The organism is Pseudomonas sp. PA15(2017) (genome assembly GCF_001945395.1).
In the GTDB taxonomy this organism is placed as follows: Bacteria; Pseudomonadota; Gammaproteobacteria; order Pseudomonadales; family Pseudomonadaceae; genus Aquipseudomonas.
The window spans coordinates 13113-26470 of the sequence record NZ_MSXV01000008.1; the positions used below are offsets into that span (position 1 = coordinate 13113).

Genomic DNA, 13358 nt, shown 5'->3' on the forward strand with positions numbered 1-13358 from the left:
CTCATTTCCCTGCAGGAGCAGCTTGCGATGCCGATGTTCAGCCGTACCCCGTTCCGCCCGCGCATACTGGTCGCCGCCCTGGCGCTGGCCAGCCTGCCAGCACTCAGCCATGCACAATCGGCTGAATCCGCCGTGCGCACCTACCAGTTGCCCGCCGCGCCGCTGGCCAGCTCCCTGAACCAGATTGCCAGCCAGGCCGGCGTGGTGCTGAGCATCGACCCAAGCCTGACCGCCGGCAAGAGCGCACAGCCGGTGCAGGGCCAATTCGACACCGCCAGCGCCCTGCGCCAGGCGCTTTCCGGTACCGGCCTGATGCTGGTACCCGGCGCTGCCGGAACCTACAGCGTGCAGCCGGTAGCGGACAACGCCGCACTGGCTTTGCCCGAGACCAATATCAGCGCCAGCAGCAACGCCGAAGGCGCCTGGGGCCCGACCACGGGTTACCTGGCGACACGCACCGCGGCCGGCAGCAAGACCGACACGTCCATCCTGGAAGCACCACGCTCCATCTCCGTGGCGACACGCGAGCAGATGCAGGATCGCAAGGTGCAGAATCTGGATGATGCCGTGCGCTACATGCCTGGTGTGATCGCCAGCAGCTACGGCAGCGACAGCCGCGCCGACTGGATGAAGATCCGTGGCTTCGAACCGATCCAGATGCTCGACGGCCTGCCTCTGCCCAAGGGCAGCTACACCATGGCCAAGTTGGAAACCTGGAATCTGGAGCGCGTTGCCATTCTCCGTGGCCCGGCCTCCTCGGTCTACGGCCAGACCCCGCCCGGCGGCCTGGTGGATGCCGTCAGCCTGCGCCCACAGGCAGAAAGCAGTCATCAGGTGCAGGTACAGGTCGGCAACTACAACCACAAGCAAATCAGCTTCGACAGCACCGGCAAAATCGACGATGAGGGCCGCGTCCTCTACCGTTTCAGCGGCGTGGGCCGCGACAGCGGCACGGCGATCGAGCATATCGACGACCAGCGCTTCAACCTCGCGCCGAGCCTGACCTGGAATATCGCTGACGAGACCAGACTGACCCTGCTCGGCCAGTTCAACCGCGACGATACCGGCGGCACTAGCCAGTTCCTGCCGCTACAGGGCACCAAACTGAGCACGCCGGCCGGCAAGATCGACTACCACAAGAACCTTGGCGACCCGGACTGGGAGTTCTACGACAAGACCTTCTACGCCCTGGGTTACGCCTTCGAGCACCGTCTCAACGACATCTGGCAGTTCCATCAGAACCTGCGCTACAGCAAACTCGAGCTGGACAACCAGATCATTACCGCTGGTAACTGGGTTGGCGCTGTCGCCGATGACGGTACGATGCAACGTGGCGCCAACGTCTATGACGAGAACATCAGCCACTTCGCCGTGGACAACAACCTCCAGGCTGACTTCAGCACGGGTGCGCTGAGCCATACGCTACTGCTCGGCCTGGACTATCAGCGGGTCAATACCGACTACCGCTGGCTGTACGGCAGCGCGCCGGCCAGCAACATCATTCGTCCGGTCTACGGTCAGGACTTCAGCGGCGTCGGCTATACCGCCTATCAGGACTACAACCAGAAACGCCGTAATACCGGAGTCTATCTGCAGGATCAGATCGCCTTGGATGCCTGGCGCCTGACCCTGGGTGGTCGCTGGGATCGCCTGGACACCGACTCGGTGTTCTACAACGCTAACGACGCCCGTGACGACCGTCGCGACAGCCAGTTCAGTGGTAACGCGGCGCTCAGCTATGTTTTCGACTCTGGCTTCACACCTTACGTGTCCTATGCCGAGTCCTTCCAGGCTGAGGCTGGTGGTAGTGGGGGCGAAGCCTTCAAACCTAGCACAGGCAAACAGTACGAGCTGGGTATCAAATACCAACCGCCTGGCAGCGACATGCTGTTCACCGCCGCGGCCTATGACCTGAAGCGGCAGAACATCGTCACCACCAATACCGCAGGGGCCACCGAGCCAGTACGCGAAGTACAGGTACGTGGTCTCGAGCTTGAAGCGATTGGCAATGTGAACGAGAACCTCAAGCTGACGGCGTCCTACACTTACGCCAACAGCAAGATGACCAAGGTCGGCGACCCGCGCGACAAGAACCGTGCGCTACCGCTTACCCCCGAGCATCAGGCCTCGCTGTGGGCCGACTATGACTGGAGCGTTGGCCCATTGGCTGGCTTCGGTGTCGGCTTCGGCGCGCGCTTCGTCGGTTCCACCGACAACCTTGCTGTCGGTGGCCTTGCCTATGCCACCAAGGAAAACGCCCACGCCAGCGCCTATACCGTGTATGACGCCGCCGTACGCTACGACCTCGGTCAGCTCGACGGCAGCCTGCGCGGCGCCAGTGTGGCACTGAACTTCACCAACCTGTTCGACAAGGAATACCTATCGACCTGCGATGGTTCCTACTGCTACGCCGGCGATCCGCGTCGAGTTACCGCCAGCGTCGACTACAAGTGGTAAGCCGTTAGCCACGCAATGGACAAGGCCGCCCAAATGGGCGGCCTTGTCGCGGCCATGGTGGCCGTTCTCGTATTTCAGACAAATTGGGCCCAAGAAACTGTTCAGGATCTTTTCAGGCGACATGAAAGAGGCTGCTGCAAGGCGGGAGCGGACATCGTTGCCTTACCTGTGGGAACGGGCGGGGGCGCCCAGCCATGGCCGTGATTTCTCGCGGGCATGGCCCGCTCCCACAGGTACTGCGCCCCACTTAGCGGCCAAATCGCCGAACCTCGGCTTGACGACTCTGAGCAGGTTCTAACCCTACTCTTCCATCCGCAATTTCAGCTCCACCATCAGATCGTCCGCCAGGCCCTCCAGGGAAGTCTGCAGGGTGCTCAGCGGCAGGCCCTCGGGCACGGCCAGTGTGGCCTGGGCGTGAAACAGCGGCTCGCCGCTCATGGGCGCGGGCGTCACCTCGGTGACCAGGTTCTCCAGGTTGACGCCATTGGCGGCCAGCAAGCGGGTGATGTCGCGCACGATACCGGCGCGGTCGTTGCCCAGCAGGTCGAGGTGAATCGATTTCCAGGTGCAGTCCGGCTCGGCCCCGGCGGAGGCGAGTTGCACGCGGATGCCCTGGGCACCGAGTTCGTTCAGGGCCTCCATCAGCGCACCATGGGAGGCCGCTGGCACGTCCACGCGCAGAATGCCGGCGAACTGCCCGGCCATCCGCGACATGCGGCTCTCCAGCCAGTTGCCACCGTGCCTGGCCACGCATTGAGCGACGCGCTCGACCAGGCCGGGCTGGTCCTGGGCGATGACGGTGAGTATCAGGTGATCCATGTGCCTTTCTCCTCGATGGCGCTCAACTCAGGTCGAGCCGGTAGGTCAGGTAGATCGCATCACGCACGTAGCCCAGGCGCTCGTAGAGCGATTGCGCCACCTCGTTGGTTCGCGCAGTTTCCAGCTGCAGCCCGCAGGCGCCGTTGCGTAGCCCGTGCTCGCGGGCCGCTTCCAGCAACCGCTCGCCGACGCCCTGGCGGCGTGCGCGCTCAGCCACGTACAGATCGCTGAGCAGAAAGCTGGGGCGCAGCGCCAGCGAGTCATACAAGGGATAGAGTTGCACGAAGCCTTGGGCGTTCGCCCCATCGTCCCGGGCGATCAGCAGGGTCGAATCGTCGCGTTCCAGGCGCTCGGCCAGGAAGGTACGGACCTGGCGCTCGGGCTTGCCGACGCCATAGAAATCCAGATAGGCAGCGAACAGCGGTACCAGGTCATCCAGATCCGCGGCGGTGGCGATGCGTGTGGGCATGGTGGTGATCCTCGTAGGTGCCTGGAGTATAGGCAGCTCTCGACGGCAGGTGGCGGCGAGGAGTACGACCAAGGTCGCGTCGCTCATTTCTGGACTGTTTTTCCCGATTTGTTCATGTAGTATCGAACAAAACCCACTACATGAACCCAAACCCAGTCCTGCTGGTTGTGGAAAACCCCGCTCACGAAGCACCTCCAGACACACCGCCGCAACGCGGGCAGCCGTCGACCACGGCCCCGAGGCGGTGTGCCTGCGCAGCACCGAGGGTTCCCGCCGTTACAGAGGCTAAGCGAAGCAGAGAGGCGAGAGATGACTGAGCGTGTTCGAGTCGGTGGCCTGCAGGTCGCCAAGGTGCTGTTCGATTTCATCAACAACGAAGCCATCCCCGGTAGCGGCGTGACGGCCGATGCGTTCTGGGCCGGCGCCGATGCCGTATTCGGTGACCTGGCGCCAAAGAACCGGGCACTGCTCGACAAGCGCGATCAGTTGCAGGCGCAGATCGACGGCTGGCACCGCGAGCGGGCCGGAACACCCCACGATGCAGCGGCCTACAAAACCTTCCTGGAGCAGATCGGCTATCTGCAACCACAGCCTGAAAACGTGCAGGCCAGCACCGAAAACGTCGACGACGAGATCGCCCGCATGGCCGGCCCGCAGCTGGTGGTACCGGTAATGAACGCTCGTTTCGCGCTCAACGCCAGCAACGCCCGCTGGGGCTCGCTGTACGACGCGCTGTACGGCACCGATGCGATCAGCGAGAGAGGCGGCGCCGAAAGGGGCAAGGGCTACAACCGCGTACGCGGCGACAGGGTGATCGCCACCGCGCGCGCCTTCCTCGACGAAGGCGCGCCGCTGGCCACCGGCTCCCACGCCGAGGTCACCGGCTACCGCATCGAAGGCAGCAAACTGCTGGTAACCCTGGCCAACGGCGACATCAGCGGCCTGCGCGATGCCGACCAGCTGGTTGGTTTCCAGGGCGAGGCCGCCGCGCCCATCGCCATCCTGCTCAAGCACAACGGCCTGCATTTCGAGATCCAGATCGACGCTGCCAGCCCGATCGGCAGCACCGACGCCGCCGGCGTGAAGGACGTGCTGATGGAGTCGGCGCTGACCACCATCATGGACTGCGAAGACTCGGTGGCCGCGGTGGATGCCGACGACAAGACCCTGGTCTACCGTAATTGGTTGGGCCTGATGAAGGGTGACCTCAGCGAAGAGGTGAGCAAGGGCGGCAGCACCTTCACCCGCACCATGAATCCGGATCGCGTCTACGCCCGGCCGAACGGCGGCGAGCTGACCCTGCACGGGCGCAGCCTGCTGTTCGTACGCAACGTCGGCCACCTGATGACCAACCCGGCGGTGCTCGACGCCAGCGGCAACGAGCTGCCCGAAGGCATCCTCGATGCGCTGTGCACCAGCCTCGCGGCGCTGCACAACCTCAACGGCAACAACAGCCGCGCCAACAGCCGCACCGGCTCGGTGTACATCGTCAAACCGAAGATGCACGGCCCCGAAGAAGTGGCGTTCACCAGCGACCTGTTCGGCCGCGTCGAGCAGGTACTGGGTCTGGCGCGCAACACCCTGAAGGTCGGCATCATGGACGAGGAACGGCGCACCACCGTCAACCTCAAGGCCTGCATCGACGCGGCCAGCGAGCGCGTGGTGTTCATCAACACCGGCTTCCTCGACCGCACCGGCGACGAAATCCATACCTCCATGGCAGCCGGCGCCATGGTGCGCAAGGCCGCCATGAAGAGCGAGAAGTGGATCAGCGCCTACGAGAACAACAACGTCGACGTCGGCTTGGCCAGTGGCCTGCAGGGCCGTGCGCAGATCGGCAAGGGCATGTGGGCGATGCCCGACCTGATGGCCGCCATGCTCGAACAGAAGATCGGCCACCCACTGGCCGGCGCCAACACCGCCTGGGTGCCCTCGCCGACCGCCGCCACCCTGCACGCGCTGCACTATCACAAGGTCGACGTGTTCGCCCGCCAGGCCGAGCTGGCAAAGCGCACCCCGGCCTCGCTGGATGAGATCCTCAGTATTCCGCTGGCGCCAGACACCAACTGGAGCGACGAGGAAATCCGCAACGAGCTGGACAACAACGCCCAGGGCATCCTCGGCTACGTGGTGCGCTGGATCGACCAGGGCGTCGGCTGCTCCAAGGTGCCGGACATCAACGACATCGGCCTGATGGAAGACCGCGCCACCCTGCGCATCTCCAGCCAGCTGCTGGCCAACTGGCTGCGCCACGATGTGGTCAGCGAGGCGCAGGTGCTGGAAAGCCTCAAGCGCATGGCGCCAGTGGTGGATCGGCAAAACGCCGCTGACCCGCTGTATCGCCCGATGGCGCCTGGGTTCGACGGCAACATCGCCTTCCAGGCAGCCGTGGAGCTGGTACTCGAAGGCGCCAAGCAACCCAACGGCTACACCGAGCCGGTGCTGCACCGCCGTCGTCGGGAACTGAAGGCCAGCCTGGCGCGCTAAGCGTCAACGAAAAAAAAGAAAACCGCCGAGAGGCGGTTTTCTTTTTTGCGGCCAATTAGTCCGGCGCCATCCCGGGTGTCGCTTCGCTCGACGCCGGGCTACAAAATCGCTTCGTAGCCTGTGGTCGAGCGCAGCGACACCCAGATTCTTATCCTGCCGGCTGTGGCGCCACGCGGCGTTGCTGCCAGCGATAGACCGAAAAGCGCTCCGGCATCTCGTACAGCCAGTTGATGCCCAGCGCCTGGAGAATCTTCGCGGCGATGATCGGCAGCAGCACGCCGGCCAGGCAACCCACGACGATATGCAAGGTGTCGTCGTTGATGCCCAGGAACTTGCTGAGGATTACCCGTGCACCGCTGCCAGCCAGGATGTGCATCAGGAAGATCGGCATCGACAGCGCGCCCAGGGTCAGCATCCAGCCCATCGGCCGGCGCGCCAGCACCATGCACAGGCTGACGGTGAACAGGATGCCGATGAAGGCCACCACCAGCGACGCCGCGCCGCGGTCGGCATAGGTCAGCCCGAGCACGCCATGGAACACGTATTGCGCCACCACGAAGGCCAGACCACTGCCGAGCGCCACGGCCGACGCACGCGGCTCGATGCTGCCGCGGACTTGGTTGAACCACACGCCCAGTGCGAAGAACACGAAGTTCTGGGCCAGAAACACCAATGCGGCCACGCGCGGGGTCCATTGCTGCAGCAGATAGAACAGCGCGCTGAGCACCAGCAAGGGCAGGAAGGCCCGTGTAGAAAAGCGGCGGTACAGCAGGATCGCCAGGCAGAAGGCGGCGAACAGCGCATACAGGAACCAGAACTGCGCCCTTGGCGACCACAGTAGCGCCAGCACCTCGCCCATGCCAACGCCACCATTGGTGTAACGCGCCAGCACCACTTCGATGGTGCCTTGCAGCAGCGACCAGAGCACGAAGGGATAGAAGATGGTGTCGATCTTGTTGCAGAACAGCCCGGCACTGCCGCGATTGTTCAACGAGTGCCAGAAGAACAGCCCGGACAGGAAGAAGAACAGTGGCATGTGGAAGGTGTAGATGATGCTGTCCACCAGCCAGTGAAAGTCCACGTTCTCGGTGATGATGCCGCCGTTGAGCAAGCCACGCACCACATGGCCATAGACCACCAGGAGGATGCCGATGGCCTTGGCGTAATCCACCCATAGATTGCGGTTTGTCATGCGAGCATCCTTGAGATCGGGTACGGCGGAGGGGCGATGGCGGCGACTCGAGCGCCACCACGCTGATCAGAGCGTCAACCCGCGCCTCAGGTTCCCGGCCCGATACTGGTGCAGTTGCCGCCCCCCAGGTACTTCTGCAGCACCGCCCATTGCGGACGATCCACACCCTTGACCGGCTCGACGGACAGCTTGTTGTTGCCCCACGATGGCCCGGCTGCCCAGTAGGTGAACGGAATGCAGTGTTTCTGCAGGTAGGCGAGCGTCTGATCCAGCGCCTTGAGGCCGCTCGCGTCTTCGGCCGGCACGCCGAATTCACCGATATGGCCCTTTTTGTTGTGCTCGATCAGCCAATTGACGAAAGGCTCGATACGTTTGATACCGATCTGCGGATCGAGGTCGGCGGCCAGTGCGGTCTTGTAGGTGCCGCTGGCATCCGGGTCGATGTACATGTGCGCCGAATAGATCAGCTTGTTGGCCGGGTCCTTCAGGTCGAGCAGGTTGTCGTTGAGCTTGGGCCAGCGCAGCGACGATGAATACTCGGCACCCTCGACGTAGATATCGTTCTTCGCGTCATGCTTGCGCACACCGTCGATACCGGCCTGGGCCACCTGCGGCCAGAACTTGTTGGCCGCGCCATAGGGCTCGTTCATCAGGTCGTAGGAATACACGGCCGGGTGGCTACCCCAGCGCTTGGCGATGCGCTCCATCAGGTTCTGATAGGCGGAAATTGGTACGTCGTCGGTGCCAATCACCTTGCCGTAATAGCGGCCGTAGTTGTGCACGTCGAGCATCACCTCGATACCGGCCTGCTGTGCTTCGTCGAGGGTCTTGTCGATCAGCTTGGCATAGGTCTCGTCCAACTCCCCATTGGCCTCTGGCTGCAGCCGCTCCCAGATGAAGGAGAAGCGCACCCAACTGATGCCTTTCTGCTGCCACTTCTCGTAATACCCCTTGGGCGGGAAGAAGAAGTTGGTGCCGTGCTTGCCGGGAAGCACCGAGCTGGCGAATCCCGCGCCCGCGACGTTGATGCCGATCAGTTCGACGGGCTTCTGTTGTGCGCTGGCGACGCCGCAACTCAACAGGATGCTGGTGCCGAGCGCCACGGCGTGACGCAGAATGCTGCCATTCATGGATGATGTCTCCTCTGTGCCTGGAAGGGATGACGGCCTGAAAAACGCGTCTCAGACACATCAGGACGCCAATAGAGGTGAGAGGTTCACCGCAGGCCGGCATAATCGGCCCGGCGATCTGTTGCCTAGACTTACGTCCTATGTCGATTCACGGCACGGCTCGCCACCATGCCGCTACAAGAACAAAAGGAACGCGCGCAATGAAACCAGCCAACGATTTCGTCCAGGCCGGCAAGACAGCGGTACGCCAGAACGTCCACGGCACCATGGAATTTCTGCACAAGTTCCCGCCCTTCAACCAGATGGATGCTGCCCATCTCGCCTACCTGGTCGAGCACTGCCAGCTGCGCTTCTATGGCGAAGACGAGGTGATCATCCACCCGGACGATGGCCCGGTGCAGCACCTGTACATCGTCAAACAGGGCCGCGTGCACGGTCAGCGCCCGCACTCGGCACGGCGCGGCACGGAAACCACCTTCGAGATCACCAGCGGCGAATGCTTTCCCATGGCCGCACTGATCGGTGAGCGCGCTACCCGCACCGCCCACCTGGCCGCTGAAGATACCTTCTGCCTGCTGCTCGACAAGGCCGCCTTCGCCCGGTTGTTCGGCCAGTCCACACCGCTGCGCGACTTCGCCCTGCGCGGCGTCAGCAGCCTGCTCGACCAGGTCAACCAGCAGGTGCAGATGCGCGCCGTGGAAACCCTCGGTTCGCAGTACTCGCTCGATACTCGCCTGGGCGAGCTGGCCATGCGCCAACCGATTTCCTGTGCGCCCGACCTGCCGCTGCGCGACGCGGTGCGGCAGATGCACGAGCAGCAGGTCGGCAGCATCGTCATCGTCGACCCGGACTTGCGTCCCCAGGGCATCTTCACCCTGCGCGACCTGCGCCGCGCAGTGGCCGACGGCAGCTCACTGGAACAGCCGATCAGCAGCCTGATGACCCAGGCGCCGTTCCATCTGCCACCGGGCGCCAGTGCCTTCGACGCCGCCATCGCCATGACCGAGCGGCATATCGCCCACGTCTGCCTGGTGGAACAGGGCAAGCTGTGCGGCGTGGTCTCCGAACGCGACCTGTTCTCCCTGCAGCGCGTCGACCTGGTGCACCTGGCGCGCACCATTCGACATGCCGGCCGGGTGGAAACCCTGGCCGCGCTGCGCGAGGACATCCGCCAGCTGGTCGACCGCATGCTCGCCCACGGCGCCAGCGCCAGCCAGATCACCCATATCGTCACCCTGCTCAACGACCACACCGTGTGCCGGGTGATCGAGCTGACCCTCGAGGACCTGGGCGATCCCGGCGTGCCCTTCGCCTGGCTGTGTTTCGGCAGCGAGGGCCGGCGCGAGCAGACCCTGCACACCGACCAGGACAACGGCATCCTCTTCGAAGCCCGCGACAACGTGCAGGCGGCAGAAATTCGTGGCCGCCTGCTGCCGCTGGCCATGGAGATAAACCAACGCCTGGCGCGCTGCGGCTTCACCCTGTGCAAGGGCGACATCATGGCCTGCAACCCACAGCTGTGCCTGTCGCGTCAGGAATGGTCGCGGCGCTTCGCCGGCTTCATCCGCGAGGCGTCGCCGGAAAACCTGCTGGCCTCGACCATCTACTTCGACCTGCGCACCGTGTGGGGCGATGCCAGCGGCTGCGAAACCCTGCGTGACGAGCTGCTCGGGCAAATCGCCGACAACCGTCTGTTCCAGCGCATGATGGCCGACAGCGCCTTGCGCCAGCGCCCGCCGGTAGGGCGTTTTCGCGACTTCGTGGTGGCCAGGCGCGGCGCCGAGAAGGACACCTTGGACCTCAAGTCCCAGGGCCTCACGCCCTTCGTCGATGGCGCTCGCCTGCTGGCACTGGCCAACGGCATCAAGGCCTGCAACACCCAGCAGCGCCTGCGCGAGCTGAGCGAGCGCGGGATCATCGACAAGCTGGATGGCGCCGCCTATGAGGAGGCCTACCACTTCATCCAGCAGACGCGCCTGCAGCAGCATCAGTTACAGGCCCGCCAGGCCCAGCCCTATTCCAACCGCCTCGACCCGGACAGCCTCAATCACCTGGACCGACGCATCCTGCGCGAATCCTTCCGTCAGGCCCAGCGTCTGCAAACCAGCCTGGGGCTACGCTACCAACTATGAACGCACTCGCTTGGCTGACCCGCCGCCGCACCGCCCTGCCCGCCGCCCAACAGCAACGCTGCACCCTCCTGCCGGCACCACGGCCAGCTGACGACACGCCCCTGGCGCGGCAACGCCTGGTGGTGCTCGACCTGGAAACCAGTGGCCTGAACCTCAAACGTGACGAAGTGCTGTCGATTGGCGCCGTGGTCATCGACAACGGCGCCATCCAGTTGGGTGAACAGTTCGAGTGCACCCTGCACCGCGACGGCCACACCGTCAGCGCCAGCGTGCTGATCCATGGCCTGGCGCCCAGCGACATCGCCGCCGGCATCGAGCCGGCCGAAGCGCTGCTGGCGTTCATGGAGTTTCTCGGCGACAGCCCGCTGCTGGCCTTTCACGCCGGCTTCGACCAGCGCATGCTGGCCCGCGCCCTCAAGGACACCCTCAACCTGCGCCTGCGCCACCCGTTCTACGACGTTGCCGAACTGGCCCCCATGCTCTGTCCCCAGGCGGAGATCCGCAACGGCGGCCTGGACGACTGGACCGCGCACTTCGGCCTGCAGGTCGGCCAACGCCACCACGCCAGCGCCGACGCCCTGGTGACCGCCGAACTGGCGCTGATCCTGTTCAGCCGCGCGCGCAAGCAACAGGTCGACAGCCTCAAGGCACTGGAGCAACGGCTCGCGGGTTGGCGCAGACGGCAGCAAGCACCGTCGTTGTAATCGCTCCAGTGCTCGGTTTGATCCGAGAATTTCTCGGTCGGCTAACCCAGGCTACAAAACTGCGGTTAGCTGCAGATTCGTAGCCTGCGGTTGAGCGCAGCGATACCCAGGAAGGGCGACACCGCACTACACGTCACGCATCAGCAGCCCGAAGCGCAGATCCACCTCGGGCGGCACCGGCAGGTACACCACATGGCCATCGCCGGGGGCCACGCTGATCGGCTCGCCCGCGCGATTCTGCAGATGCGCCAGGGTGAAGCGCTGGTTGCCCTTGGGCGTCATCAGCTCCATGCCGTCGCCCACCGTGAAGCGATTCTTCACCCGCACTTCGGCCAACTCGCCACGGCGATCGCCGCTCAGTTCGCCGACGAACTGCTGGCGATCGGAGAGCGAGCTGCCGTGCCCGTAATTCTGATACTCGTCATGCACGTGGCGGCGCAGGAAGCCTTCGGTGTAGCCGCGATTGGCGAGCGACTCCAGGTTGACCATGAGGCCGCGGTCGAACGGCCGACCCGCCACCGCATCGTCGATGGCCTGGCGATACACCTGGGCGGTGCGCGCGCAGTAGTAATGACTCTTGGTGCGCCCTTCGATCTTCAGCGAATGCACGCCCATCTTCACCAGCCGCTCGACGTGCTGCACGGCGCGCAGGTCCCGGGAGTTCATGATGTAGGTGCCGTGCTCGTCCTCGAACACCGGCATCTGTTGTTCGCCATCCTTGAGCACGAATACCTGCTCGCTCGGCGCGCCGATACCCAGCGTCGGCTCGACCACCCGGACGACCTCGCCGAGTTCGTTCTCGCCAGCCGCCTTGAGGTCGTACTGCCAGCGGCAGGCGTTGGTGCAGGCGCCCTGGTTGGGATCGCGGCGCTTGAGGTAGCCGGACAACAGGCAGCGTCCCGAATAGGCCATGCACAGGGCGCCGTGGACGAATACTTCCAGCTCGATCTCCGGCACCTGGGTGCGGATTTCCTCGATCTCGCCGAGCGACAGCTCCCGCGACAGGATCACCCGCTCCAGGCCCTGCCCCTGCCAGAACGCCACGCTGGCCCAGTTCACCGCATTGGCCTGCACCGAGAGGTGGATGGGCATCTGTGGATAACGGCCGCGCACCAGCATGATCAACCCCGGGTCGGACATGATCAGCGCGTCCGGCGCCATGTCGATGACCGGTTGCAGGTCGTCGAGAAAGGTCTTCAGCTTGGCGTTGTGCGGGGCGATGTTGACCACCACGTAAAAGCGCTTGCCCAGCACGTGCGCCTCACGAATGCCCTGGGCCAGGTTGCCGTGATCGAACTCGTTGTTGCGCACCCGCAGGCTGTAGCGGGGCTGCCCGGCGTACACTGCATCGGCGCCGTAGGCGAACGCGTAGCGCATGTTCTTCAGGCTGCCGGCCGGTGACGGCAGTTCGGGGCGAAACGGTTGGCTGGACATGGAGCAACGCACTCGCGAAAAACGGGGCCGGCGATTCTAGAGACACCGACTTGCCCATCCCTTGATCCAGGTCTATGACGATGCGCGCCCGACCTGTTCCAGCGACCGGCGGCCATCGCAGCGAACCGGACACGGCGCAGGGAACAACCGGGCGATGCAACGTGCCAGTTGCCTCCCTGCCCTGCGCTCCTCACGTAGCCCGACACGCCCGCTCATCGCCGGTACCACAGGCGAAAGAGCCCCATCGCGAACAACAGGGCGATCTGCGCCATGGCCACGCACAGTTGCAGGAACGACTGCACGGTGCTGTTGGCCGCCGCATCGGTAACGCCCGTCAGGCCGTTCCAGAACGCCGCTGGCAACAGTTGCAGGCCCAGGGTTGCGACCGGCCAGCCGCTGAGCATGAGCGCCTCGATCCAGTCGAAGCGGCCGACGAACATCATGCCGATCAGCAGTACACCGGCGATGCACAGGCCAAGGGCGAAGCAGGCGGAAAATTGCATCAGGACTCGCATGGCGATCTCCATGGGGCGC

The 13358-nt window shown here is 64.3% G+C and carries 10 protein-coding genes; 4 read left to right on the forward strand and 6 right to left on the reverse strand.

Annotation, left to right across the window (positions count from 1 at the left end; all coding sequences use genetic code 11):
* Positions 1-27 precede the first annotated feature (27 nt).
* Positions 28-2457, forward strand: a complete 2430-nt coding sequence (locus BVH03_RS03160; protein ID WP_075959858.1) for a TonB-dependent siderophore receptor — start codon at positions 28-30, stop codon at positions 2455-2457.
* Positions 2458-2757: 300 nt separating this feature from the next.
* Here BVH03_RS03160 and BVH03_RS03165 read toward each other — a convergent pair whose 3' ends face one another.
* Together BVH03_RS03165 and BVH03_RS03170 are read right to left on the reverse strand one after the other, a co-directional pair.
* Positions 2758-3276 carry a glycine cleavage system protein R gene (locus tag BVH03_RS03165; protein WP_075959859.1) on the reverse strand — a complete coding sequence of 173 codons (519 nt, stop codon included), beginning with the start codon at positions 3274-3276 and terminating at the stop codon, positions 2758-2760.
* 22 nt (positions 3277-3298) lie between these two features.
* Complete coding sequence (locus tag BVH03_RS03170) at positions 3299-3745, reverse strand: GNAT family N-acetyltransferase (RefSeq protein ID WP_075959860.1); 447 nt, start codon at positions 3743-3745, stop codon at positions 3299-3301.
* 309 nt (positions 3746-4054) lie between these two features.
* On the opposite strand from BVH03_RS03170, the gene BVH03_RS03175 reads away from it, so the two are divergent.
* On the forward strand, positions 4055-6232 hold the full coding sequence (locus BVH03_RS03175; protein WP_075959861.1) for a malate synthase G: 2178 nt from the start codon (positions 4055-4057) through the stop codon (positions 6230-6232).
* A gap of 148 nt (positions 6233-6380) precedes the next feature.
* Here BVH03_RS03175 and BVH03_RS03180 read toward each other — a convergent pair whose 3' ends face one another.
* On the reverse strand, positions 6381-7424 hold the full coding sequence (locus tag BVH03_RS03180; protein WP_075959862.1) for an acyltransferase: 1044 nt from the start codon (positions 7422-7424) through the stop codon (positions 6381-6383).
* 86 nt (positions 7425-7510) lie between these two features.
* Positions 7511-8554: a glycoside hydrolase family 5 protein gene (locus BVH03_RS03185; RefSeq protein ID WP_075959863.1), complete on the reverse strand. Its 1044-nt coding sequence runs from the start codon at positions 8552-8554 to the stop codon at positions 7511-7513.
* 200 nt (positions 8555-8754) lie between these two features.
* On the opposite strand from BVH03_RS03185, the gene BVH03_RS03190 reads away from it, so the two are divergent.
* Together BVH03_RS03190 and BVH03_RS03195 are read left to right on the forward strand one after the other, a co-directional pair.
* A complete protein-coding gene (locus BVH03_RS03190; protein ID WP_075959864.1) occupies positions 8755-10686 on the forward strand; it encodes a putative nucleotidyltransferase substrate binding domain-containing protein in 1932 nt (643 codons plus the stop codon).
* Complete coding sequence (locus tag BVH03_RS03195) at positions 10683-11390, forward strand: PolC-type DNA polymerase III (RefSeq protein ID WP_075959865.1); 708 nt, start codon at positions 10683-10685, stop codon at positions 11388-11390. Before BVH03_RS03190 ends, BVH03_RS03195 begins: the two co-directional genes overlap by 4 nt.
* 126 nt (positions 11391-11516) lie before the next feature.
* Here BVH03_RS03195 and yegQ read toward each other — a convergent pair whose 3' ends face one another.
* Together yegQ and BVH03_RS03205 are read right to left on the reverse strand one after the other, a co-directional pair.
* On the reverse strand, positions 11517-12824 hold the full coding sequence (gene yegQ / locus BVH03_RS03200) for a tRNA 5-hydroxyuridine modification protein YegQ (RefSeq protein WP_075959866.1): 1308 nt from the start codon (positions 12822-12824) through the stop codon (positions 11517-11519).
* Positions 12825-13036: 212 nt separating this feature from the next.
* Positions 13037-13339 (reverse strand): hypothetical protein, encoded by a 303-nt coding sequence (locus BVH03_RS03205; protein WP_075959890.1) that lies wholly within the window; start codon positions 13337-13339, stop codon positions 13037-13039.
* Positions 13340-13358: the final 19 nt, after the last annotated feature.